At 69.3% G+C, this 22,720-nt stretch carries 21 protein-coding genes and 2 pseudogenes; 10 read left to right on the top strand and 13 right to left on the bottom strand.

Annotated features, from left to right (window positions below):
• Positions 1–35: 35 nt before the first annotated feature.
• The 6 genes from H4W80_RS57085 to H4W80_RS57110 are packed head-to-tail and all read right to left on the bottom strand — an operon-like array spanning position 36 to position 8,052.
• Positions 36–965 (bottom strand): D-2-hydroxyacid dehydrogenase, encoded by a 930-nt coding sequence (locus H4W80_RS57085; protein ID WP_192792674.1) that lies wholly within the window; start codon positions 963–965, stop codon positions 36–38.
• On the bottom strand, positions 962–1,849 hold the full coding sequence (locus H4W80_RS57090; RefSeq protein ID WP_192792675.1) for a carbohydrate ABC transporter permease: 888 nt from the start codon (positions 1,847–1,849) through the stop codon (positions 962–964). The genes H4W80_RS57085 and H4W80_RS57090 overlap by 4 nt, the downstream gene beginning before the upstream one ends.
• Positions 1,849–2,739: a carbohydrate ABC transporter permease gene (locus tag H4W80_RS57095; protein ID WP_192792676.1), complete on the bottom strand. Its 891-nt coding sequence runs from the start codon at positions 2,737–2,739 to the stop codon at positions 1,849–1,851. The genes H4W80_RS57090 and H4W80_RS57095 overlap by 1 nt, the downstream gene beginning before the upstream one ends.
• 9 nt (positions 2,740–2,748) lie before the next feature.
• The gene (locus tag H4W80_RS57100; protein WP_192792677.1) at positions 2,749–4,032 is read right to left on the bottom strand and encodes an ABC transporter substrate-binding protein; all 1,284 of its coding nucleotides are present in this window, start codon (positions 4,030–4,032) and stop codon (positions 2,749–2,751) included.
• Positions 4,033–4,087: 55 nt separating this feature from the next.
• Positions 4,088–6,028: a beta-galactosidase trimerization domain-containing protein gene (locus H4W80_RS57105; protein ID WP_192792678.1), complete on the bottom strand. Its 1,941-nt coding sequence runs from the start codon at positions 6,026–6,028 to the stop codon at positions 4,088–4,090.
• Positions 6,025–8,052 (bottom strand): family 10 glycosylhydrolase, encoded by a 2,028-nt coding sequence (locus tag H4W80_RS57110; RefSeq protein WP_225964256.1) that lies wholly within the window; start codon positions 8,050–8,052, stop codon positions 6,025–6,027. The genes H4W80_RS57105 and H4W80_RS57110 overlap by 4 nt, the downstream gene beginning before the upstream one ends.
• A gap of 242 nt (positions 8,053–8,294) precedes the next feature.
• Here H4W80_RS57110 and H4W80_RS57115 point away from each other — a divergent pair, with 242 nt between their 5' ends.
• Positions 8,295–8,663: an ATP-binding protein gene (locus H4W80_RS57115; protein WP_378525976.1), complete on the top strand. Its 369-nt coding sequence runs from the start codon at positions 8,295–8,297 to the stop codon at positions 8,661–8,663.
• Positions 8,566–8,892 (top strand): annotated as a pseudogene (locus H4W80_RS57120) (response regulator transcription factor); the annotation flags it as partial. The gene H4W80_RS57115 and the pseudogene H4W80_RS57120, both read left to right, overlap by 98 nt.
• Before the next feature lie 119 nt (positions 8,893–9,011).
• Here the strand turns inward: H4W80_RS57120 and H4W80_RS62250 are convergent.
• Positions 9,012–9,266 carry a MerR family transcriptional regulator gene (locus H4W80_RS62250; RefSeq protein WP_225966405.1) on the bottom strand — a complete coding sequence of 85 codons (255 nt, stop codon included), beginning with the start codon at positions 9,264–9,266 and terminating at the stop codon, positions 9,012–9,014.
• A gap of 835 nt (positions 9,267–10,101) precedes the next feature.
• Between H4W80_RS62250 and H4W80_RS57130 the strand changes: the two genes are divergently transcribed.
• The 4 genes and pseudogenes from H4W80_RS57130 to H4W80_RS64300 all read left to right on the top strand — a co-directional run.
• Complete coding sequence (locus tag H4W80_RS57130; RefSeq protein WP_192792682.1) at positions 10,102–10,536, top strand: Hsp20/alpha crystallin family protein; 435 nt, start codon at positions 10,102–10,104, stop codon at positions 10,534–10,536.
• Between the two features lie 65 nt (positions 10,537–10,601).
• Complete coding sequence (locus tag H4W80_RS57135) at positions 10,602–10,892, top strand: MerR family transcriptional regulator (RefSeq protein WP_192792683.1); 291 nt, start codon at positions 10,602–10,604, stop codon at positions 10,890–10,892.
• 16 nt (positions 10,893–10,908) lie between these two features.
• Positions 10,909–11,391 carry a general stress protein gene (locus H4W80_RS57140; RefSeq protein ID WP_192792684.1) on the top strand — a complete coding sequence of 161 codons (483 nt, stop codon included), beginning with the start codon at positions 10,909–10,911 and terminating at the stop codon, positions 11,389–11,391.
• 199 nt (positions 11,392–11,590) lie between these two features.
• Positions 11,591–11,842, top strand: a pseudogene (locus H4W80_RS64300) (ATP-binding protein); the annotation flags it as partial.
• Between the two features lie 63 nt (positions 11,843–11,905).
• On the opposite strand, the gene H4W80_RS57145 reads toward H4W80_RS64300, so the two are convergent.
• The 4 genes from H4W80_RS57145 to H4W80_RS57160 form a co-directional block, all read right to left on the bottom strand.
• Entirely contained in the window at positions 11,906–12,550 is a 645-nt protein-coding gene (locus tag H4W80_RS57145) for a response regulator transcription factor (protein ID WP_318787548.1), read from the bottom strand.
• 8 nt (positions 12,551–12,558) lie between these two features.
• Entirely contained in the window at positions 12,559–13,635 is a 1,077-nt protein-coding gene (locus H4W80_RS57150) for a sensor histidine kinase (protein ID WP_192792686.1), read from the bottom strand.
• Position 13,636: 1 nt separating this feature from the next.
• Positions 13,637–15,052 carry an alpha/beta hydrolase gene (locus tag H4W80_RS57155; protein WP_318787549.1) on the bottom strand — a complete coding sequence of 472 codons (1,416 nt, stop codon included), beginning with the start codon at positions 15,050–15,052 and terminating at the stop codon, positions 13,637–13,639.
• Positions 15,053–15,585: 533 nt separating this feature from the next.
• Positions 15,586–16,575, bottom strand: a complete 990-nt coding sequence (locus H4W80_RS57160; protein WP_192792687.1) for a helix-turn-helix transcriptional regulator — start codon at positions 16,573–16,575, stop codon at positions 15,586–15,588.
• A 65-nt stretch (positions 16,576–16,640) separates the two neighbouring features.
• On the opposite strand from H4W80_RS57160, the gene H4W80_RS57165 reads away from it, so the two are divergent.
• The 4 genes from H4W80_RS57165 (at position 16,641) to H4W80_RS57180 (ending at position 20,703) form a co-directional block, all read left to right on the top strand.
• Positions 16,641–18,137, top strand: coding sequence for an MFS transporter (locus tag H4W80_RS57165; protein WP_192792688.1), 1,497 nt, complete (start codon positions 16,641–16,643; stop codon positions 18,135–18,137).
• A gap of 173 nt (positions 18,138–18,310) precedes the next feature.
• Positions 18,311–18,802 (top strand): pyridoxamine 5'-phosphate oxidase family protein, encoded by a 492-nt coding sequence (locus H4W80_RS57170; RefSeq protein WP_192792689.1) that lies wholly within the window; start codon positions 18,311–18,313, stop codon positions 18,800–18,802.
• Positions 18,803–19,101: 299 nt separating this feature from the next.
• The gene (locus H4W80_RS57175) at positions 19,102–19,527 is read left to right on the top strand and encodes an STAS domain-containing protein (RefSeq protein ID WP_192792690.1); all 426 of its coding nucleotides are present in this window, start codon (positions 19,102–19,104) and stop codon (positions 19,525–19,527) included.
• Positions 19,528–19,899: 372 nt separating this feature from the next.
• Positions 19,900–20,703, top strand: coding sequence for a maleylpyruvate isomerase family mycothiol-dependent enzyme (locus tag H4W80_RS57180; RefSeq protein ID WP_192792691.1), 804 nt, complete (start codon positions 19,900–19,902; stop codon positions 20,701–20,703).
• Between the two features lie 15 nt (positions 20,704–20,718).
• On the opposite strand, the gene H4W80_RS57185 is transcribed toward H4W80_RS57180, so the two are convergent.
• Positions 20,719–21,588: a hypothetical protein gene (locus tag H4W80_RS57185; RefSeq protein WP_192792692.1), complete on the bottom strand. Its 870-nt coding sequence runs from the start codon at positions 21,586–21,588 to the stop codon at positions 20,719–20,721.
• A gap of 400 nt (positions 21,589–21,988) precedes the next feature.
• Entirely contained in the window at positions 21,989–22,576 is a 588-nt protein-coding gene (locus H4W80_RS57190; RefSeq protein WP_192792693.1) for a hypothetical protein, read from the bottom strand.
• Positions 22,577–22,720 lie beyond the last annotated feature (144 nt).

The raw sequence follows: 22,720 nt of genomic DNA on the forward strand, positions 1-22,720 counted from the left end.
ATCGCTGAAATCGTCAGACAAGTATACTAGGCCTCTCAGTATCCGGCGGCCTTGTCGACGATGTTCCGCAGCGGCTCGCCCCGCGCGAACCGGCCCACATTGTCCAGCATGATGTCGAGGCCGCGGCGGGCGGTCTCGGCGGTGGTGGCGCCGTTGTGCGGGGTGACGATGACGTTCGGCAGGGTCCAGAACGGGCTGTCGCGGGGGAGAGGTTCCACTCCATGGGCGTCCAGCCCGGCTCCGGCGATCTTCCCCTCGCGCAGCGCCTCGAGCAGGGCTCCGTCGTCGGCGATCCCGCCGCGCGAGACGCAGACGAAGAACGCCGCCGGCCGCATCGCCGCGAACGCCTCGCGGTCGAAGCGGCCCGCCGTGGCCGCGGTGAGCGGCGCGGTCACGACCACGAAGTCAGACTCGGCCAGGAAGCGCGGGAAGTCGTCCTGGCCGAACAGCTCGTCCACGCCAGGGGCGCAAGTGCCCGGCGACCTGCGCATGCCGAGCACCCGCAGGTGGAACGCCTTCGCCTTGGCGGCCAGGTCGAGGCCCGCGTGGCCCAGCCCGTACAGGCCGACGGTCTTGCCCGCCAGCTCGCCGTGGGCGTAGCGGTCCCAGCGGCGCTCGGACTGGGCGCGCAGCCAGCGCGGCGCGTCCCTGTCGAGCATGAGCATCAGCATCATCGCGTGCTCGGCCAGCGGGATCGCGCCGTTGCCCGTGGAGGAGGTGAGGATCACCTCGCTGGCCAGCAGCTTGTCCGACAGGACGGCGTCCACGCCGGCCGACGGGCTGTGCACCCAGCGCAGCCTGGGCGCCCTGGCCAGCAGCGGGTCCGGCACGTTGCCGACGACGGCGTCGGCGAGCTCGATGCCCTCCGCCGGGTCGGACGCGAACGCGACCTGCGCGTCCCCGGCGGCCCGGCGGATGCGCCGGCGGGTGACCTCGTCGTGGTGACCGATGACGGTGATTCTCATTTGAGCCCCGTGGTGGCGATGCCGCGGATGAGCTGTTTCTGGGCGACGGCGAAGAAGATGAGTACGGGCAGCAGCGACACGAGCGACATCGCGAACAGCATGCCCACGCCGGTCTGCGACTCGGAGTCGACCATGGAGTTGAGCGCGACCGGCACCGTGAACATCTTCGGCGAGGTGAGGTAGATCAGCGGGACGAAGAAGTCGTTCCAGGTCCAGATGAAGGTGAAGATCGTGGTGGTCACGAGAGCGGGCCGCATGAGCGGCAGGACCACCGACCAGAAGGTGCGGAACGGGCCGCATCCGTCGATCCAGGCCGCGCGGTCGAGGTCGCGCGGGATGGTCCTGATGAACTGCACCATCAGGTAGATGAAGAAGGCGTCGGTGGCCAGGAACTTGGGGAGGAGCAGCGGGAAGTAGGTGTTCACCAGGTCGAGCTGGGAGAAGAAGATGTACTGCGGGATCACCAGCACGTGCAGCGGCAGCATCACCGAGACCAGCGTGATGGCCAGGTAGACGTTGCGCATCCGGAACTCCAGCCGGGCCAGCGCGAACGCCGTCAGCGAGCAGGAGAACAGGTTGCCGATGATCGAGCCGACGGTGACGACCAGGGAGTTGACGAAGAAGACCGAGAACGGGCGGTTCAGCGCGTTCCAGCCTTCGACGAAGTTGTCGAAGGTGATCTCGCTGGGGATGAGGCCGGGTTCGGTCAGGATCAGGTGGTCGGGCTTGACCGAGCTGACGATCATCCAGACCAGCGGATAGAGCATCAGCAGCACGAAGGCGCCGAGGCCGAGGTGCTTGAGCAGGTCGCGGCGGCCGCGCCGCAGAACGGCCGTCCTGGAGCCGGCCCGCGCGGACTCGAACGAGGTGGTCGCGGTCGTCATCAGTCGTCTCCGTAGAAGACCCAGTACTTCGACAGGATGAAGTGCACGGCCGTCACCAGGCCGATCGCGGCCATCAGCACCCAGGCCAGGGCGGAGGCGTAGCCCATGTCGAAATTCGTGAATCCCTGCTGGTAGATGTAGAGCGTGTAGAACAGCGTCGAGTTGGCGGGGCCTCCGGTGCCGCCGCTGACGACCTGGGCCTGGGTGAAGGTCTGGAACGCGCCGATCGTCTGCAGGATGAGGTTGAAGAAGATGATCGGGGTGAGCAGCGGGATCGTGACGTGGGTGAACTGCCGGATCACACTGGCGCCGTCCACCCTGGCGGCCTCGTACAGCTCCTCGGGGATCTGGCGGAGCCCGGCCAGGAAGATGACCATCGGCGAGCCGAACGTCCACACGTTCAGGACGATCAGCGTCGACAGCGACAGGCTCGGGTTCTGCAGCCAGCTCCCGAGCTCGAGGCCGAACACCGACAGCGCGCGGTCGATGAGGCCGTCATCGCCGAAGAGCTGGCGCCACAGGATCGCCACGGCCACGCTGGTGCCCAGCAGCGAGGGCAGGTAGAAGGCGCTGCGGTAGAAGGCCAGCCCGCGCAGCCCGCGGTCGAGGATGAGCGCCAGCAGCAGCGCGAAGCCGAGCTGCAAGGGGATGGAGACCACGACGTAGACGATCGTCACCCGGACTGCGGCCCAGAAGTTCTCGTCCTTGAACATGCGCTCGAAGTTGGCCAGGCCGTTGAACTCCGGCGTGCTGAGGATGTTGTAGTCGGTGAAGGCCAGGTAGAGCGAGGCCAGCAGCGGTACGAGCGTGACCAGCACGAGCCCGAGCCACCATGGGATGAGGAAGACGTGCGCGGCGCCGCCCTGGCTTTGGAGGCTGCGTTTCGCCATGGCGGCCTCCTAGCGGGCCCGGGAGATGCCGGCCTGGATCTCGTCGAGCAGCCGTTTGGCGCCGTCGGCCGTGCTGAGCCGGCCGAGCGCGATCTCCTCGCCGACCTTGGACATGGCCGTACGCCAGGTGCTGGTGCCAGGGGGCGCCTCGAAGCGGGGGCGGCGTTCGGCCTCGCGACCGGCCTGTACGACGGTGAGCATCTCCTTCTCGTCCCCGCTGGCGCTCTGCAGGGACTGCTGGAAGACCTTGGGGTTGACGGGCGCGCCCATGGTCATGCCGACCGTTTTGATCATCGCGGGGTCGCCGGTGTTGTAGCTGACGAGCTTGCCGGCGGTCTCGACCTTGTCATCGTCGATGCCCTGATATATCGCCATCCGGGGGAAGTAGAGGAACGGGTGACCGGCCTGGGCGTCCTTGGCCGCGGGGATCGAGCGCAGCTTGAAGCGGTAGTCGGGGAACATCTTGGCGTCGTCGATGAGGTGGTTGGAGTTGCCCACCTTGGCCAGCACCTTCTTGCCGACCAGCGCCCAGTCGGGGCCCATGCCCTCCTGCTCGCTGAGCGTGGTCACGGCGCCGGCCTTGTACAGCTTGTCCCACCAGTCGAGCCAGGCGCGCAGGGTGTCGGCGGTGAACCCGGCCCTGCCGTCCTCGGTCCAGAGCTGCTCGCCGTGCTGGCGCAGCCAGGATTCGAAGCTCAGGTCGTGGTCGGGCTCGTACGGCATGCCCTTGCGCTTGTTCGGGTTGTCCTTGGCGTAGTCGATGAGGAAGGTCGCCCATGCGTCCCAGTCGGCGTCCTTCGGCGGGAGCTCGACGCCGTCCTGTTCGGCGAAGGTCTCGTTGTGGCGGATGACGGCGACGAAGATGCCGAACGGCATGGTGTTCAGCTGCCCGCCCAGCTTGAACGACTCCAGCTCCTCCTTGGAGTAGTCGGCCAGGTTGAGGGACGGGATGTCGTCGAGGCGGCGGTAGAGCTTGTTCTTGTGGTAGGTCATCACCTGGGGCGAGGCCACCCAGAAGATGTCGGCCACGTCGCGGGCGGCCATCTGGGTGGTCATGCGCTCCTGGAAGGCGGCGTACTCGGCGAACTCCGGCTCGACCTGGATGCCCGGATTCTTGGCGACGAACTCCTTGAGTGCCTTGGTGTAGTTCTGCTGCCGGACGTTGTTGCCCCAGAAGGCGTATCTCAGCGAAGTGGCGCCGCCCTCGGAGCCCGCGCCGCATGCCGACAGGCCCGCGCCCAGCGCTCCGGCCGCCGCCAGCTTCAGGAATCCTCGCCGATCGAGTCCGCTCATCGTGTTCTCCCGTCGTTCTCACAGGGGACCGGCTACCCCAGTGATGACCTAGTGTTTATTTGTCTGACGGGTACGTCAATAGGTCATGAATACTTGTGTGACAATCTGCCAGAACGATCACCTCGTACAGATCGATCCCGGGGAGCCGCACCCTGCGCGCGTCGATCTCCAGCTCCCGGCCCGCCCTCAGCGCGTACGCCCGCCACTCGCCCGGCCACGGGAGCTCCAGCCACGCCGGGGCGATCGGCACCGGGCGGCGGAAGCGCTGGTCGGCGTCGCCGGAGCGGTTGAGCAGGTGAATCACCTTGGCCTCGCCCGAGCGGGCGGGCACGATCTCCACCTGTTCCGGCAGCCCGGTCTCCAGACCGGGGCCCGCGTGGTCGGCGAACAGGTCGCGATGCGCGCTCAGCCCGCTCTCGCGGTAGCCTCGGCCGACCGTCCACGGCAACAGCACGCCCCGGCCTCTGCCGTAGGGCCTGCTCAGCCAGCCGGGGTGATCGGTTTCGTGGTGGCCATGGCATTTCTCCGGCGGGCCGTACCGGGCTCTGGACAGCGCGTACAGGCCCGTCTCGGCCTGCTCCGCAGGCTCGATCACATGGAAGGCGCCGATCACGGGCACCATGCCGCGCTCGCCGCGCAGGTGCAGCGAGCGCACCGACTCCTCGCTGTCCCAGCTCGCCAGACGACGGGCCGCGGGCAGGCAGGCGAGCTGGGGCCGGTCCACCTCGAATCCGCTCGAACCGGTCGCCAGCACGGTCCCGCCCGACTCGGCGTAGGCGTCCAGCACCTCGGGGCCGGCCAGCGGCCCGAGGTCGGGCAGCACGACCGTCCGATAGCGGGACAGGTCGCTCACCAGCAGCTTGTCCACCGGTAGCACATCGAAGGGGATATGCCGCTCCAGCAGCGCCAGGTACAGCCCCTGGAACTCGGCGGTGTCCCCCTCAGGACGGACGAGCAGCGTGCGCGCCTCGGAGACCAGGTCTCGGTACAGGCCGGCGTGGTCGCGGTGGAAGCGGGTGATCTCGCCCGCGATCCCCAGGCACTCGTACGGGCTGTCGTCGGGCGTCCCCATGATGTAGGTGGACGGGATCGCCCCACGGGAGATCGCCTGCAGCAGGTACTGGGCGAAGTGGTAGGGCTCCTCTCCCGCCATCCGGTACGGCATGTCCACGAACCCCACCGAGTTCACCAGCACCGGCACCTGCGGCCGGTACGACTTGGCCGCGCTGACGTGCTCGCTGGTGCGGTGGTGCCACAGGGGCCGGCCGACGGCGTTGTTGGCCTCGTGGAAGACGATGTCGGCGTGCTCGCCCAGGATCAGCGCCGCCTGTGGCCGCCGCCGGGCGATCTCGGCCCTGATCCGCGCGTTGAGGTCTTCGAGCGTGTCGCGGGCGAATTCCCGCCAGCGCCCATAGTTGGGCGAGTCCGGCCCTTCGGGCAGTTCCTCGCCGAACCGGCGGGCGCACGCCAGACACTGGCACACGCCCCAGTACCGGCGGCTGTAGTCGACTTCGTTGAACGACATCCAGTTGAGGAAGAAGCCGTCGATCTCGTACCTGTCGAGCACCTCGCCGATGACCTCGAACAGCTTGACCTGGTAGTAGTCGCCGCTCGGGCACACGCTGGTCAGCCCGTTGTAGACCTGGGGCTCGCCCGAGGGCGAGACGAAGCACCACTCGGGATGCGCCTCGGCCCGCCGGTGGTCGATCTTGGAGAAGTCCATGCGGGCCAGCACCCGCACGCCCCTGCGGCGCGCCGCCGCCACGGCGTCGCCGATCAGGTCGCCGGACGGCCGCTCGGCCAGATGTGGGTTGCGCGTCTGGAAGTCCAGATCGGTCGGGTAGTTGGACAGGATGCCGCCGACGCTGATCAGCCAGGCGTTCGCGCCGAACTCCTCCAGGTAGTCGAGCACCCGCTCGACATCGAGCCCGGCGTCCACCTCGCGGAGGTTGGTCTGGAACATCCGGAACGGCTCACGCCACCACTGCCTGCTCACAGCCGCTCCCAGGTCAGGTGCACGACCTCGACGAGTCCCGTGCCGATCAGCTCCACCTCGGCCCGGCCGTCGCGGACCGTGGCCGGGGCGTCGGCATCGGCGACCAGCAGCCGGGCCTTGGCTCCCCGGACGCCCGGCGGCAGGGCGACGGTGACCGTCTGCGGGGGTAGCGGGATGGTCTCCCTGATGGGGCCGCGCATGGTCATCGGGTTGGTGAGGTTCACGACGGTCACCGCGACGCCGTCGGCGTCCGCGCGTACGGCGAGATCGGCCAGGCCAGGGCCGCGCACGGTGGCCTCGGGCTCGGCGCCGAGCGCCCACCGCACCGCGTTGGCGATCAGGCGGCCATGGTCGGCCTGGAGCGACCCCCAGAAGACGGCACCGAGGTCGAACGGGAAGTAGACGACACGGCCCCCGCTCTCCCGGGTGATGACGGCCGGGGCATCGGGGGCCTGCCTGGCATACAGCTCCTCCATGGGCAGGTCGGGAAAGTCCGGGACGAAGCGGAACGGCACCCGCGTGTCTGTCCCGGCCGCGACCCGCAACAGCCGGGTGCCCCCGATGAGGCGCTTGGCGCCGCCGAAGCCGGCGTTCACCGGGTGGTCGCCGGTCAGGGCGATGTAGTTGTTCTTCACCGGCCCTCTGACCGGTTCGAGCAGGTCGGCGCCGAACACGTCGGCCAGGCCGAAGTTCTCGCGCGGCTCGCCGTGCTCGTCGTACAGAGAGGACTGGTGCGCGGCCACCAGGCCGCCGCCCGCGGCGACGTACTCGCGGATGACCTCGCACTGCGCCGCGCCGAGCTGCTCGGCGTTGGCCAGGACCAGCACCTTGTACGGCCGCAGCCGCTCGGCGCTCAGCGCCTGGTCGGCGAGGAGCTCGAACGGGATCCGCGCCTCGACCAGCGCCTGGTAGAAGCCGTCCTCGTCGGGGAAGGAGTGCGCCGCTCCGGGCACGAGCTTGCCCGACCTGCTGGGGTCGAGCAGCGCGACCTCGGCGGTGACCGGCATCGCCGACAGCACGGGCTCCAGCCGCGCGTGCAGCTGGAACGCCTCCACCACGGCCGGCACCCAGCGGGGGTCGGAGACGGTGGCGTTGAACTTGGTGAACCACGGGAACGCGCCCTGCGCGAACCCGTCCACGATCCAGGTCCGCACCTCCTCCGGCGGGGCCACCGAGTCCTTCCACCGGTGCTGGTGGTCCTCGGGGCCAACGGAGGTGATCAGCCCGATCGGCCGCTCGGGGAACAGGCCGCGGCTGCGCTTGGCCACCCGCCCGGCCACCCAGGGCGCCTCGATCCCCGAGCGTCCCTGCTTGTCGACCACGAACATCGGGTAGACCCGGTGGACCAGCTCGGGCTCCAGGTCGCGGGCGGCGAAGGCGCCCAGGTTGGGGATGAAGCGGGCGTGCGGCCGCAGGTCCTTGACTGCCGCGTCCCAGATCGCGACCAGCTCGCTCAGCTTGCGCCGGCGCCAGGCCACGTACGCGCGCCAGGCCGGGTCGGACTGGTCGTGCTCGCGTTTGGGCAGCTCGAACCCGGTCTCGTCGCGGAAGGAGCGCCGGGCAGCCTCGCTGTAGGAGATGCCGCCGTAGCCCTCCCATCGGTTGGCGAAGACGGCGTCCACGTCGTACTCCCGCACGATCTCGCGTGTCACCTCGGTGATGAACTCGCGGTGATAGCCGGTGAAAGCGCAGGTCAGCCAGATGTCCGGATACGACCAATGCTCGATGGGCGCCCCCTCCGGGTCGCACGCCAGCCACTCGGGGTGCGCCTTGGCCGCGTCGGCGTGCACGGCGTGCGGGTCCACCCTGGCCATGACGTGCATGCCCAGCCCCCTCGCCGCTTCGACCAGCGCGCCGAACGGGTCGGTGTCGCCCATGAAGGAGCTGCGGTGATGGAAGGGGATCCGGGTCGGATAGTAGGCGACGTAGCCGCCGGCGCTGATGCAGGCCGCGTTGGACCGGCTGTCGCGCATCACTTCGGTCCAGAAGGCGACGTCGAGATGCGCGGGGTCGTCTTCGGCCAACGTCAGTTGTGTCCAGCGGGTCGCCGTTTGTGGCCAGTCGGAAGTTCGCATCGTGACAGACCTCTCGTCAGGCTTTTGTCAGGCTAGAAATATTGTCATACAAGAGTTCAAGCCCGACAAGTCCCTGAGGGCTACCCGCGTCGGTCGCCGTCACTACCGGCAGCGGGCGGGCGGTCCAGCTCAGCACCGAGGGTGAGCCGGTGTCCCTGCCCGTGGTCGTGGACGCCACGGCCTGCCGGATCGTGCAAGAGTCGCTGACCAACTGCCTGCGGCACGCCTGGGCGGCCAAGGCCGAGGTCCGGGTGCGCTACGAGCGCGACCGGATCGGCATCACCGTCGCCGACGACGGCCGCGGCGCCGACCTGTCTCGCGAACCGGTCGGGCGCGGGATCACCGGGATGCGGGAGCGCGCCGCGCTGCTGGGCGGTCACCTGTCGGTGAGCTCGTTGCCCGGGGCCGGGTTCCGCGTCGAGGCGTCGCTGCCGCTGGAGACGCTGGCGGTCGCGGAGCGGCCTGACGTCGCCCTCGGTCACCCGACGCGTGCTGGCGGCTGTCGCCCACCGGCATCCTCCGCCTCGCGCGCAACTGCCTGCGGCGCTCACCGAACGTGAGCGGGAGCTGCTCGCTGAGATCGCCACCGGGCGCTCCAACGACGAGATCTCCCGGCGCCTGTTCCTCAGCCAGGCCACCACCCGCACGTATGTCAGCCGGCTGCTGACCAAGCTCGGCGTACGCGACCGGGCCCAGCTCGTACATCTCGCGTATGAGAGCGGCCTGGTCCAGCCGGGCGACGGTGACGGCTCCCCGGTGACCGGCCCTGCCGGGGACGCGCTCCGCTAGATCTTGCGCGGATGCACCAGGACACGGACGATCGCGCGGGCCCCGCTGTCGTGGGGCTGCCCGGCGTTTCGGGCGCGGCCGGCCCTGTGCCCCCGGGTGTGGCCGGGGGCCGAAAACGGTCAGTGGCGCTGGCGGAGTTCTTCGTTGATGCGCAGCGCCTCGGCGAGCTGGTCTTCCAAGATGATGATGCGGCAGGCGGCTTCGAGCTGGGTGCCGGCGTCGACGAGTTCGCGGGCGCGGGCGGCCAGGCGCAGCTGGTAGCGCGAGAAGCGGCGGTGCCCGCCCTCGCTGCGTAGCGGCTCGATCAGCTTGGCGGCGCCGAGGCTGCGCAGGAACGCCGGGGTGACGCCGAGGATCTCGGCGGCCCGGCCCATGCTGTAGGCGGGATAGTCCTCGTCATCGAGCCGCTGCCCGAGATTGCCGGCCGCTTCGACCGCCTGGACCGCGTGATCGGCTGGGTGAGCGCCGGTGGGGCGGGGCGGCTCCCGCCTGGAGACGGTGACCGTTGCCTGAGGTGCTTGATCCATTCAACCTTCCCGAATGCGAACAGGGGCCCCGGCGCCATGATGCGCCGGGGCCCAGAGGTTAACACCATCGACCGGCCCTGCCTGCGTGCTGCAGGGGCGGTTCACTTGTGCCGCACCAGCCGCCCGATGCGGGGGTGCGGGGATCGCGTAAGCGTGACCGTAGACCACCGTCCTGTTCGTGGAGCTGCGGTACCCGTGCGGCGACATGCGGCCGGCGACGGGCGATCCTGATGGCGTTCAACACTCCCTTCCAGTTATCCGTACCTCGGCACCCCGACCGCTGGTGCCGACTTCCTGCAAGCGGCAGCGCGTCCACCGCCCCGGCCCTCTTCCTCAACCACACTGGCCGCGGCAGTCCGACCTTCTGCCCTCTACCTCGTTCTGTACTGCTGTGTTCTGTACTGCTGTCCACGTCCGTCCGGGCAGCCCCATCGTGGTGCTCGTGCTGCGCTGCCCTCGTGGATCCGTCCCTTGCGATGTCAGGAACTCTAGCCGCCTACAGCGCGAATGTCTACCGTGGCGACTACAGATTTTCTTTCGCTTTTGAGGTAGGGCCGCCGCCTCGCCCGGTCCATCCGAGGCACCTCAACATCGTTCGGCAGCTTGCATCCATTCATGGGTGGAGTTAACATACAAACCAAGTTGGAGGTTCTTCTCGGAGAGCTCGCGAAGGGAGCTGGACATGCTGCTCACATCCGTCGACCCGTTCATCCAGGAGTTCGAGCGCCAGTTCGACCAGCTGGCCCGCCGGACCTTCGGCACCGGCACAGGCGCCCTCATGCCGATGGACGGCCTGCGTCGCGACGACGACGTGCTGCTGACGTTCGACCTGCCCGGCATCGACCCCGAGTCCATCGAGGTCACCGTCGACCGCGGAGTGCTGAGCGTCAGCGCTCGCCGCGAGGAGGAGATCCCCGAGGGCGAGCGGGTCTTCGTCCGCGAACGCCCCATGGGCACCTTCACCCGCCGCGTCTACCTGTCGGAGTACCTCGACAGCGACAAGATCGACGCCGGGTACGCCAACGGCGTGCTGAAGGTCCGCATCCCCGTGCTCGAGCGGGCCAAGCCCCGCAAGGTCGAGATCCAGCAGGGCGACGTCAGGGCCATCCGGGCCTGATACGCACGTCCATGGCAAGGGCGGGTGCCGACGGGCCCGCCCTTGCCATTCGAGAGGAGGTCCGGATGGCCGGCATGCCGTTCGACGACGAGCACGCCCCGCTGTACTCCCTGGGCCAGGTCGCGGAGATGCTGCAGGTGCAGCAGGCCTTCCTGCGCCGGCTCGACCAGCACGACGTGGTCAGCCCGCACCGCTCTCCCGGCGGGCAGCGCCGCTACTCCCGCCACGACATCGGGCTGCTGCAGCACGTCACCACGATGACCGGCCAGGGAATGACGCTCAACGCCATCCGCCGCATCCTCGAACTGGAGCAGGAAGTCCGCGAACTGCGCGCGGCCCTGAAGCGACTCACCTAGGAAGGATGCACCTGTCATGATCGAGACCGCTCCGGCGATCGCATCCGCGGCCGCGGGCGGCGACCGGCCGGTGGTCGGCTCCTACGACACCTGCGAACAGGCCCGTGAGGCGGTCGCCTTCCTGGCCGACAACGGTATTCCGGCACACCGAGTGGGCATCGTCGGGAAGAACTGGCGTCTGATGGAGGACGTTCTGGGCCGGATGACCACCCCCCGTGCGGCGGGCATGGGCGCTGCGCTCGGCGCCGGGTTCGGCCTGCCTTCCAGCCTGATGGTCCTGCTGGTCGCGGGCCCGTGGGCGGCGCTGCTGGCGGGGATGGCCTTCGGCGCGCTGCTCGGCGCCGCCTTCGGCGTGACCGCGTGCTGGGCCGCGCGCGGCCGAGGCGACCTGTTGACCAGCCAGTCGCCGGTAGCCGCCCGCTACGCTGTCGTGGCCGACGTGGCCATCGCCGACGATGCGCGCAACCTCTTGATCAAGCACGGCCGGCGCACCGGCTGAGCCGGCAGCGCCTCCCTGCCGATGTCCGTGCCTCATCGTACGCGGGAACAGCCCCGGACGGGGTCAGCCCGTTCCGGGCGGTTCCCGCGCAGCTGCACGACGTCCTCGACGTCGCAGGGATCGCGGACGTTCACGCGGTACGGCACCACGTCACGAACCTTTCTTCCGCACGCTGGCACCGCGTGGGCGGGGAATCGCCATGCACGAAGTCCGAGGGTGCCGGGCCGGTCCTGCCCGGCACCCGCCGAGGGCGGAGGCTTGGGGGCAGGCGGTGCTTACCAGGTGGAGTGTCAGCCCGACGGGATGCTCGACCGACTCGAATGAGGTAACGCTCTCCCGTGGAGTGTTGACGGTCCGTAACACCGGCCCGCACGTGCCCAAGGAACGTCTCGGCGATCTCTTCGAGCCCTTCCGGCGGCTGCGTAGGACCCCTGGACAGGGCGCCGGGCTCGGGTTGTCGATGCTCATCGTCGATGTCCGTCTCCCGGGCCCTGGGCCCGAGACCGGCGAACGGTCAAGGTGCATCGCGGGTGACGATCCCGTGTTCGTATGCGTAGATCGCCGCGTGTACGCGGGTCCGGAGGCCGAGTTTGGTGAGAATCCGGTTGACGTGGGTTTTGACCGTGCCCTCCTCGATCGTGCACGCGGTGGCGATCTCGCCGTTGCTCAGTCCTCGGGCCAGGAGGCGTAGCACGTGGTGTTCGCGCGGGGTCAGTAGGTCGAGTTCGGGGGTGGCGGGGCTCGGGGACAGCGCGGCGAAGCGGCTGATCAGGCGGCCGGTGACCTGCGGGTCGATCAACCCCCTGCCCTGGTGCAGCTCGCGGACCGCCGCGACGAGCACGTCGGGATCAGTGTCCTTCAGCAGGAAACCGGCCGCTCCTGCGCGCAGCGCGCCGAACAAGTACTCGTCGAGGTCGAACGTGGTCAGGGCGAGCACGCGGGGGCCGGATTCGGCGGCGGCGAGGCGGCCGATGGCGGCGATGCCATCCATGCCCGGCATCCGCAGATCCATCACCACCACGTCCGGCCGGCGCAACAGCGCTTGGTGCACCGCCTCGGCGCCGTCGGCGGCCGTCGCGATCACGTCGATGTCGGGTTCGCCGTCGAGGATGAGCCGCAGCGCCTCCCGCGCTGCCTCCTGATCGTCGGCGACCAGCACCCGGATCGTCACCACACGTTCCCTTCCCTGGGCAGGTCGGCGCGGACCCGCCAGCCGCCCGTTTCGACAGGTCCCACCGACAGGGTGCCGTCGAGCAGGCGCACCCGTTCGCGCATGCTGCGGATGCCCCGCCCCTCGGCCTGGGGCGCAGGGGCCGGGGCGCCGTTGTCGAAGACCTCGATGCGCAGACCGCGGTCATCCTGCCGCAGGTGGACGGTGACCTCGGTCGCGTCTGCATGCCGTACGGCGTTCGTCAGCGCCTCCTGGACCACCCGGTAGGCAGTGTGATCGACGGCTGGCGGCAGCGCGTCCCCGGTCCCGGAGCGGCATATGGTGATCGTCCGATCCGCGCAGGTGAGCCGTCCGGCCAGCCGCTCCAGGTCGGCGGTGCCGGGCTGGATGGCGGCCGGGTGCTCGTCGAGCGTCCGCAGCAGGCCGCGCACCTCGGTGAGCGCCGACTGCGACAGGTCCGAGATCGTCTGCAGGGCCTGCCTCGCATGCGCGTCGCCGGGCGCCCGCCGGCCCGCCGCGGCCTGCAGCCGGATCGCGGTCAGGTGGTGACCGACGCTGTCGTGCACGTTCCTGGCCAGCCAGGTACGCTCCTCGGCCAGCACGCGCTCCACCTCGGCCCGCTGCAATCGCAGCGACTGGTCGGCCCTATCCCGGTGCAGCCGCAGCGCGTAGCCGGTGGCCACGGGCGCGACGCTCATGATCACTATGCTGGTCGGCTCCGGGACGCCCTCGCCCCCCAGCACCGCCAGGGTCCCGAGAACCCAGCTCGAGGAGACCGCCAGCACCAGGCCCGGACGCCGGGGCCGGTGGTAGACGGCCGCGCAGAACAGAGCCATCGTGACGAGCATCCCCTCCCAGCAATGCAGCTGCGCCATCCCAGCCAGCGCGATCACCGCGGACGTCACCGCGGCGGCCAACGGCAGCAACCGCCGGACGAGCAGAGGGAGGCTGACGCCGACACTGAAGACGATCAGAAGCGGGACCCCGGCCGGGACCGGCCCTTTCAGTGCCGTCAGCAGCGCCGCAGCGGTCGCGGCGCCGGCGACGAGCAGAACCTCCCTCAACCACGGCATGTCACGATGATGCCGGACCACAGGTCGTGCCCGCGGGCGGGAGTTGCCCGGTGGTCAGGTATCGGTGAACGTGATCGCGGACGCAGGGATTGCCTGCCAGGTAGAGCGCGTGACCACCTTCGGCCGCCAGGTAGCGGGCGCTGTCGAGTTGTGCCGTGATCCGGCGGGCGGACGCGGGCGGTGCCACGTCGTCGTACAGGCCGGCGGCGACCAGGATCGGGGGCAGGCCGCGGGGGTGAACCGGATGGGGCGGGAAGGACGCCTTTTGCGGGAGTCCTGAACAGAAGTTGGCCAGCGGCCACGCCACGGTCCAGCCGATGCGCGGCGCCGCGTGCCTCAGCCGCTTTTCCAGAGCCTTGACCTCGCTGAATGCGGTCGGGTAAGGGAAGTCGGCGCAGTTCGCGATCCTGCTGAAATCCGGATCGGCCGCTCCGGTGGACGGCTTGGCGAACCGGGTGGCGTCGCCCGCGTACGCCTCGGCCAGGGACTTGGCCAGTTCGGGCCAGGTCGCGTCAAACGTGACAGTCGCGCGGGAGGCGATCAGGGTCGCGCTGGCCGCTGCTCCGGCTCCGGCACCGGGCGCGGGGATCGGCCGCTTGGCGGCGCGGTCCATGACCTCGTCCCACACCTTGAGCACGTCGCGGCCGTGGAGCGCGCAGCTCTGGTCGGTGGCGCACCACTCGGCGAAACGGCGCAGGTTGTCTTCCTTGACCTTCGCTCTGGGCAGGAGCCATTCGGTCCACGATCGGTTGGTGTGGTCAATCGGGCTGTCCAGGTACATGCGGCCGACGCGGGAGGGGAACTTCTCGGCGTAGGCCACGCCGAGGACGGTGCCGTAGGAGTTGCCGTAATAGTTGAGTCTCTGTTCGCCCAGCGCCACCCGGACGGCCTCCAGGTCGTGGGCCCCTTGACCGGAGTCCAGGTTGCCCGCGAGCGGGCCGGCGGCATCGGCGCAGCCGAGGCCGAAGCGACGGTTCTGCTCCGTGTACCGGGCATAGGTGGCGCGGTCGGGGAACACCCACTCCGCGTTCGCGGCCCACGGTGCCGGGTCGGGGCAGCGCACCCCGGTGCTCGCCTCGAATCCGCGCGGGTCGAAGACCACCACGTCGAACCATCGAGTCAGGTCGGCGAAGGCCTTCTTCGCCACGCGCAGGACCGAAATCTGCTGGGCGGGGCCACCCATGTTGAGGACAAGCGTCCCCTTCTTGGCAGCCGGGTCACTGGCGGGCAGCTTGGCGAGCCCCAGGGTGATCTGCTCGCTCTTGGGAGCGGCCCAGTCGGCGGGCACGGTGATCCGGCCGCATTGCAGGCCGTCGCCGCAGTCCTGCCAGGACAGCCCGGTATCCGCCGCCGCGGGCGTTGCCGCCGCTAGGGGGAGCAACATTGTGCCGAGCACGGCAATGATCGTCTTCTTCACGGCCCCCAGCTTTGCCGAGAAGACTGCCGCCGGTCGTCCACCTTTCGATAGATCCTTACGCGTGCGTATCGGCGATCACTTGCGGAAGGAGGGCTGGGGTGGGGAGCCGGGCTCTCTTGCACTCGTCTTCCTGTGGCCAGGCCGGGAACAGCACGCGTGGTTCGAGGTCGAGCCGGGTGGTGGGGTTCTGACCCGGCGGGGTCAGGTCGGGCGTCCAGTTGCCGAACCGGCGCACGGTGTGGGTGATGTGGGGCGGGACGTGGCCAGATCGTCGAGGTCGACGGGCCGACCTTCAGCGTCCCACCTGGCCTTCCTAGCCCGCCACTACCGTCGATCCCGGCATTCCAGCCATCAGCCCCGACCGCTGATCGGCGACACGTGCTCTGAGGCTCCTGGCCGGGGGCTGGGAGATCAGCGCCGAGGACGTCGCGCAGCTGTCGCCCTACCTGACCGCGCACATCAGCCGCTTCGGCCTGTATGCCACCGACGTGCTGCGACTGCGGCCTGATGACTCGACCTGCCCGAGATCGACTTCACCACCCTGGCCGAGGCGGCGTAGCGGATCCGAGCCCCCTGCTGATTCTGGTTCGCAGGGAGTGCAAGGCTTGCCGGAGTTCGGCCGGTTCGATGTCGGTGATGTCGGCGTCGAAGGTGAGGATCAGTCCTGCCAGTCCTGGCCATGACCATGCGCCGAGGGTGAGGCGGCACGTGGTCTCGGTGCGGTACTCGACTGTTGATCCGCCGGGGGCGAAGCGAGCGACGGTGGAGGCGGGCAGGGCGAGGACGGCTGAGCCGCGGCATGGCCATTCGGCAGCGGCGTCTCCGCGGTCGTGTGCGGTCATGACGAAGACGACGGGATCAACGTGCGGGATGTCACGCCGGTCGAAGGGGGTGTGCGTGGGCAGGTGCGCCTGGATGCGATCCACGCGCATCGCGCGCCATCGGTCCGCGTCCGGGTCGAAGGCGACCAGATACCAGCGTGCGGCCCACACCACGAGGTCGTGCGGCTCCAGCGTGAGCGTGACGGGTTCGCCGTCGCCGCTGTAGTCGACGCGTACGAGGTGCTGCCGGTTGATCGCGCTGCCCACGGCGCGCACGATATCGGCGTCGATCGGGGGCGCGGGGAACTCCCAGTAGTTGCGGGCCGGAAGGACGGTGAACGCTTCGGCGTGCAGGCGGCTACGCGCCGGCATCGCCTGGTGGAGAGTGGCCAGAGCGCGGGTCGCGTTCTCGCGGATGCCGGACAGGAGCGCCGGCACGGTCTGGAGCGCGACGGCGGCGGCGACGGCCTGGTCCTCGTCGAAGACGACCGGCGGCAGGCGGGTGGCACGACCGAGCCGATACCCTCCACCCGCTCCGCGGACGGCCTCGATCTCGTACCCGAGGTCCCTGAGCGTATCGATGTCGCGGCGCACGGTTCTCACCGACGCTCCGAGCCGGGTGGCCAGTTCCTCGGCGGTCAGGGTCGCACCGATCCCGAAGATGGACAGCAGCTTGAGCGTCCGCGCGGAGGTAGTGGCCATGATTCTCCGATTTTTGCACCGATAGCGGTCACTCGATGGCAACTATGCCCGACATGGTGGCCGCCATGACCGATTCACCGAGTACCCGAGAGGGCGCCCGCGAGGGCGCCGGCACCACTGAGGCTTCTCCGACACTCATCGCCGGCGGCGGCGGCGGCGCGACCGCGGCGCTGCTGGTGGTGCTCTTCGGTTCGTTCATGGACCTTCTCGACGCGACGATCGTCACCGTCGCGGCCCCGGCGATCGCGCAGGATCTGGGAGCAGGCGACGCTCAGATCCAGTGGACGATCGCCGCCTACACCCTCGCCCTGGGCGCCGGCCTGATCACCGGCGGACGGCTCGGCGATCAGTACGGCCGCAAGCGGCTGTTCATGATCGGGCTGGCCGGGTTCATGGTCACCTCGGCGCTGTGCGCGCTGGCCGCCGATCCGGCGATGCTCATCGGCATGCGGGCCGCGCAGGGACTGACCGCCGGGATCATGATCCCGCAGGTGTTCGGGATCATCCGGGCGTCGTTCGCCCCTGGCGAGCGTGCCAAGGCGTTCGGCGCCTACGGAGCGGTCCAGGGCCTCGCCTCGGTCGCCGGCCCGCTGCTGGGCGGGCTGCTCGTCGAGGCCGACCTGTTCGGCCTGGGATGGCGCACGATCTTCTGGATCAACGTGCCCGTCTCGATCCTGGCGCTCATCATCGGCGCCAAGGTCTTGCCGGAGTCCCGCTCCGCCTCGACCGCGCGACTGGACCTCCCAGGCGCGCTCCTCGCGGCCACAGGCATCCTTCTCCTGCTGCTGCCGATCATCCAGACCGAGGCATGGGGATGGACCTGGGGCAGCTATGCCCTCCTGGCGGCCGGGATCATCGTGCTCGCGATCTTCCTCGCCCACGAGCGACGTCTCATCGGGCGCGGGCATGAACCCGTCTTCGACCCGGCTCTGCTGAGGATCCGCGCCTTCGCCGTCGGCCTGGGCGCGTGCGTGCTCTTCTTCGGCGGCATCGGGTCGTACTTCCTCACCCTCTCCGTTTACCTCCAGAACGGAACCGGCCGGACCGCGTGGGAGACCGGCCTGGTGATCGTCCCGTACGCGCTCGGCTCGATCGTCACCTCCGGCCTCGGCGTCGCGCTCGCCGCCAAGGCGGGCAGAGCCCTGCTGATCGCCGGCTCGCTCACGATCGCGGCGTCGCAGCTCGTCCTGTGGTTCATCGTCAAGGACGGCGACGATCCCGGATACTGGCTCCTCGCCCTCCCCCTCTTCATCGGCGGTCTCGGGCTCGGTCTCGCCGCGCCCGTTCTCGTCAACGTCGTGCTCGCAGGCGTGCCCGGGCGCAACGCGGGCGCCGCGGGCGGCGTGCTCTCCACCGTCAACCAGATCGGCGGCGCCGCCGGCATCGCCGTGCTCGGCACGCTCTTCTTCACCTCCGTCACCGGTTCGGCCACCGGAGCACCGGCGCTGCCCGACTACGGTCACGCGCTCGGCATCGTCCTGATCGCCTCCGCCGCGCTCTACCTGATCACGGCGCTCGTGATGCTGGCACTCCCGAAAGCCGCGGTCGAGCACTCCGAGTAGAAGTGTCCCGTGCCGGCAGAACGTCCTCCGTCTACCTGGCGGTGAGACGACCGGTGGCGTCGCTGGACCTCCATCTCACAATCCCATGTGAGCCGAGGCCAGGCTGACCGGCTTTCCGTCGGTGCCGGATGGCAGGCTAGGCCAGCTGCCAAGATCGTATGACGGGAGGCCTTATGGCCAGTTGGCGTGAAGTCGTCGAGTCGGCGTCGGAGTTCGCCGCCCAGGTTCGGAGGTCGTTCGAGTCGCACAAGCACAAGACCATCGCGACCCTGCGCAAGGATGGTTCACCGCGAGTCAGCGGCATCGAGGCCTATATCGTCGCGGACGAACTGTGGTTCGGATCGATGCCTGGTGCTGTGAAAGCCCGTGATCTGCGGCGTGATCCGCGCTTCGCTCTGCATGGTCCTCCGGTTCTCCTCAGCGTTGACGGTTCTGCCACCTCAACGGGTGACACGAAGCTGTCCGGGTATGCGGTCGAGGTCACCGACCGGGACCAGATCACGCCGATGCTGGCCGCACGCGGCTTCGGCCCCGATGCCTTCCGTGAGTCCCATTTCTTCAAAGCCGACATCCGCGAAGTCGTATTGACTCGGTTTGAGGGATCTGCCATGGTGATCGACCTTTGGCGTCCTGGCCTGGGCCTCCACCGCCTCAAGGGTGCATAGGCCACCGTTAGTTCCCCTGGTGACGGCACCTACTTTTCTCGGCTTGGCCGCCGACGTCGGCCCTCAGCGACCAGGAGAAGCCCTCCCCGGGGCGGTGCGCGACTCCGGCACGTTATCCGGTACATCACCGCGGGCGTCGCGCGGCGGTCGCAGCGTGGGCTTGCGGAGCGGCCCGTCCTGGGCGTCAGGCTGTGGGCCGGCGTGCAGTTGGACACGACCAGCTGTCTACGCGCAGGCGCGGGCCGAACGGGGCATCTTCGGGTTGCTCGCCGAGCGGGCAAGGGCCAAGGATGGTGGCCATGAACGCCGATGACGACGACAGGCCCGGCGAGCGGTTCACCGTCTCGATCGGGCTGCACGAGGACTTCATCGTCGCGCGCGCCGCGGGTGAACTCGACTACACCTCTGCCGGACTGCTGCACCAGCAGCTCAAGGACGCCTGGGCGATGCAGCCGGGCGGGCTGGTGGTGGACATGGGCGGGCTGACGTTCTGCGATTCGAGGGGCGTCGGCGTCTTGGTGCTGCTGCTACGCCAGAGCCGGGAACAGCACAGCCCCCTGATCTTGTCGGCAATCCCGCCCCGTCTGGAGCGCATCTTGACCATCACGGGCCTGCGGACCGCCTTCCAGGTCGAGGCGTCGGTGGAGGAGGCCATCCAGGTCGTCCAGGCGGCGCCGAAGCCGGCGGCCACGCCGCAGCAACCCAGCGAGGCCGAGCCCGGCTGAGGCTGAGGAACTGGCCCGAGCCCTCCGACGAGAACGAACGCCAGGACCAGTGGTTCGGGCTCTGCTGGAAGACCAGAACACTGGTGGCATGGGCCGACCAGCGTCCGTTCGCCTGGGTCGACGACGAGATCACCGATGCCGATCGGGACTGGGTGTCCGGACACCATCCCGGCCGAGCCCTCCTCCATCACGTCCCGTCGCCCCAGGGCCTCACCAATGATGACTTCATAGCCCTCGATCGCCGGCTACGAGCAGTCTGATCCGCCGAAGATCCACAGGGATCGACAATTGCTCGGCCTCGCCGACCACCGATGAGTTCGACCGGCACGCCGAGTCGTACACAGCACAACGAACCTACGGAATGGACATCCAATGACCGAGCTGAACGCGGAACATGCCCGGCGAGCGATCGTCGAACACACCCGACGTCTGGCGGAATCAGCCGCTGCGGCCGGACCTGACGCCGCCGTGCCGACAGCCCCGGAATGGACCATCACTGACCTGGTCGAGCACGTGGGCCAGACCCAGAACTGGGTCGCGGAGATCATCGAGCGGCGCATCACCGACCCCGCACAGCTGCCCACGGAGATGGCCGTACTCCCCACCGACCCCCGCGAGTGGCAGGCGTGGCTGTCGGATTCCGCGCAGCGGGTCGCGAGCGCGTGCTCCGACGACGCGCTCGACGCGCCGGTGTTCAACCCCGCGGGGGACGAGCGGCCCGGGACGCGATTCTGGATGTCCAGCATGCTCAACGAAGCGGTCGTCCACGGCTTTGACGCAGCCGCCGCGGCGGGCCGACCGGCCGACATCGACGCCGACATCGCAGCCGCGCTCATCAGCAACCACCTCGCGATGCTCACCTCCCCCACCTGGGAGATGCAGCGGCCGAAGTCCGCCCACGCCATCCGGGGCACCGGGCAGACCCTGCAGTGGCTGGCCACCGACACCACCGACGACGCGGGCGCCTGGTTCATCGAACAGCGGCCTGACGGGGCGAGGTGGCAGCCCGCAACCAAGCAGGCCGATGTGACGGTGACCGGTCCGGCACGATCGCTGCTGCTGACCTTGACCCGACGACTCCCTCTCACCGACCACAAAGCCACCAACATCAACGTCGACGGCGACACCGACCTCGCCCAGCGCTGGCTCGACAACACCGCCCATGTCAGCGGCTGACCGGCACCGAGGCGTTCAACTTGTCTGACACGCCCGATCCACAGGTCTTGACCATTTCTCCACGCGCGGCACATGGAGGACGCCGAGCTGACGCGCCAGGAAGAGGAGCGGGCCCAGCAACTGCTCCCGGACGCCCACGCCCGTTTCCAGGCCGCCCTGCAGGCGCTGCCCGCCGATCAGACCGCCGGCCCGTCGGTGCAGCCGCGGGGCATGGCCAGTTGCGTGCGGCTGCCGACGTACAGGTGATGCAGCCTCTGGCGTCGATGCCGCGGCCTTGGTGATGGGGGCACTCTGTGCGCAGGGGGAAGTCACGGCTGTTGGCCGGCGGAGGTAGCCGACGAGGCGGTGGTCGGGCCAGAGCCGGTAGGCGCAGTTGTAGCAGTTGGTGTGCAGGTGCCAGTCCACCGTGGGGGCCATCACAGTGGCGTGGTCGGGGACCTCGGACCCGCACACGGTGCGCGAGCCGTCCAGGCTCACGTGAACCTTCAGCGCAACGCGCTGCCCGGTGTCGAGGTAGCGGTTGCCCTCGCGGCGTTGGCGGGGCCGGGTCCAGGTGACGATCGTCGCCGTCGCGGGTACCCGCCCAGCGGGCGCTTGCCGGTGCGGCGCGCGGCCGGGGCGGGGCAGCCTCGGTCTGGAGGGCGTCCGGCGGTGCGGCGCCTGCAGCGCGGCCGTGACAACGTCCAGGGCTCGCCTGACGCGCTCGGAGGCATCGGCCAGGCGGTCCCGGGCGTAGTCGTCCAAGGCCTGCTCGCGTAGCTGATGGGCCAGCAGTTCCAGATGGTCGGCCAACAGGACGCAAGCGCCGGCGGCAATCTCGACCGGATCGCTGGGCCTGAGGGGGTTCGGCACCGTCACGAGCGTGACGTTGTGCCAGCGCCCCACCCGTGCGCAGTGTCAATAACGAAACAGCGTAGGTGCCGTTCGTTGCCGAGACGCTGACCTGCGGCGCAGCTCGACACCACGGTGGCCGCAGACGCCGAGCTTGGTGTCAGTGCATGCCCGCTGACCTGCGGTAGCAGTTATTGACACGGCAGGGGGTTCGCCGTGCACGGGTACCACGAGAACTCGCCGTGGATGGAGCCGCTGGAGACGAGGGCCGCCGCCGGGGTGTGATCACTGCCGTTTGCGGGCCTGGCCTGCCACGACCAGGGCCAGCCACGCCCGGTCGGCCACACCTCTCCGGACCTGACCACCACCGGAGCGGGGCTCCAGGGACGTGTTCCCTGGAGCCCCGAACTTCACGAAGGCACGCGCCGGCGGCTAGTTGATCTGGACGCCCGCGCTACTTCCACTGGATCGTCTTCACGTCGATCCCGCACCACCATGCGCCGGTGGTCAATGCCCACCCTTCCATGGTCGTCTTGGTCGCTCCCCACCCGATGGAACTCAGCGTGTACCACGCCTGTCCCGCCGTGTCGTTACCGACGCTGGCACCGCTGACGCCGAAGGACTGCTTGTCGGCGGTGTCGGGGAGGGGAGAGTCGGTAGAGATCGTTACGCCTCCCAGGGCGGCGGTGCCGACCTGCTCGACTCTGAAATCGAGGCCGAAGCTGTAGTGCCCGTAGCTGTCCCCCCAGAGCCTGGCCTCGCCGCACGGGCCGGTGGACTTGCCGCTACCCGAGGCGTTCGCGCCGACCTGACCGCGAGCCGAAACGATCTTGGCCGCCTGGTCACGGGTGAGGCCGGGGTCGGCGGCCGCGGCGTGGCGCAGCGCCTTGGCCTGCGCGGGGGTGAGCTGGACGCCCTGGACCTCGACCTGCGCCGGTGAAGTATCCGAAGCGGCAGAGGTGGCGGAGACCGAGGCGGTGGTGCCGGCCAGCGCCGCCAGCGTGCTTGCCGCCACTACCAGAGGTGTGAGGAGTTTCCTCATGATGCGGATGCCTTTCCTTCGTTGGGCACCGACGGGTGGTCCCGTCCGTGCCGATCACTGCTTCCGCCCTCCACCACAGCCGTGCAATTGTTGATCAGCCAGTGGGCGGCCGGGTGCTGATCAATGACTGGTCACTGGCTGATC

The sequence above is a fragment of the Nonomuraea angiospora genome, from assembly GCF_014873145.1.
In the GTDB taxonomy this organism is placed as follows: domain Bacteria; phylum Actinomycetota; class Actinomycetes; order Streptosporangiales; family Streptosporangiaceae; genus Nonomuraea; species Nonomuraea angiospora.

Excerpts from the sequence above, each read along its gene's own strand:
- H4W80_RS62250 (WP_225966405.1), bottom strand. The coding sequence starts at position 9,266 with ATGGGCCGGGCCGCCGAGATCCTCGGCGTCACCCCGGCGTTCCTGCGC.
- H4W80_RS57150 (WP_192792686.1), bottom strand. The coding sequence starts at position 13,635 with ATGCCGTGGTTGAGGGAGGTTCTGCTCGTCGCCGGCGCCGCGACCGCT.
- H4W80_RS57175 (WP_192792690.1), top strand. The coding sequence starts at position 19,102 with ATGAACGCCGATGACGACGACAGGCCCGGCGAGCGGTTCACCGTCTCG.
- H4W80_RS57130 (WP_192792682.1), top strand. The coding sequence starts at position 10,102 with ATGCTGCTCACATCCGTCGACCCGTTCATCCAGGAGTTCGAGCGCCAG.
- H4W80_RS57100 (WP_192792677.1), bottom strand. The coding sequence starts at position 4,032 with ATGAGCGGACTCGATCGGCGAGGATTCCTGAAGCTGGCGGCGGCCGGA.
- H4W80_RS57170 (WP_192792689.1), top strand. The coding sequence starts at position 18,311 with ATGGCCAGTTGGCGTGAAGTCGTCGAGTCGGCGTCGGAGTTCGCCGCC.
- H4W80_RS57180 (WP_192792691.1), top strand. The coding sequence starts at position 19,900 with ATGACCGAGCTGAACGCGGAACATGCCCGGCGAGCGATCGTCGAACAC.
- H4W80_RS57090 (WP_192792675.1), bottom strand. The coding sequence starts at position 1,849 with ATGACGACCGCGACCACCTCGTTCGAGTCCGCGCGGGCCGGCTCCAGG.
- H4W80_RS57140 (WP_192792684.1), top strand. The coding sequence starts at position 10,909 with ATGATCGAGACCGCTCCGGCGATCGCATCCGCGGCCGCGGGCGGCGAC.
- H4W80_RS57095 (WP_192792676.1), bottom strand. The coding sequence starts at position 2,739 with ATGGCGAAACGCAGCCTCCAAAGCCAGGGCGGCGCCGCGCACGTCTTC.
- H4W80_RS57190 (WP_192792693.1), bottom strand. The coding sequence starts at position 22,576 with ATGAGGAAACTCCTCACACCTCTGGTAGTGGCGGCAAGCACGCTGGCG.
- H4W80_RS57085 (WP_192792674.1), bottom strand. The coding sequence starts at position 965 with ATGAGAATCACCGTCATCGGTCACCACGACGAGGTCACCCGCCGGCGC.
- H4W80_RS57160 (WP_192792687.1), bottom strand. The coding sequence starts at position 16,575 with ATGGCCACTACCTCCGCGCGGACGCTCAAGCTGCTGTCCATCTTCGGG.
- H4W80_RS57135 (WP_192792683.1), top strand. The coding sequence starts at position 10,602 with ATGGCCGGCATGCCGTTCGACGACGAGCACGCCCCGCTGTACTCCCTG.
- H4W80_RS57165 (WP_192792688.1), top strand. The coding sequence starts at position 16,641 with ATGACCGATTCACCGAGTACCCGAGAGGGCGCCCGCGAGGGCGCCGGC.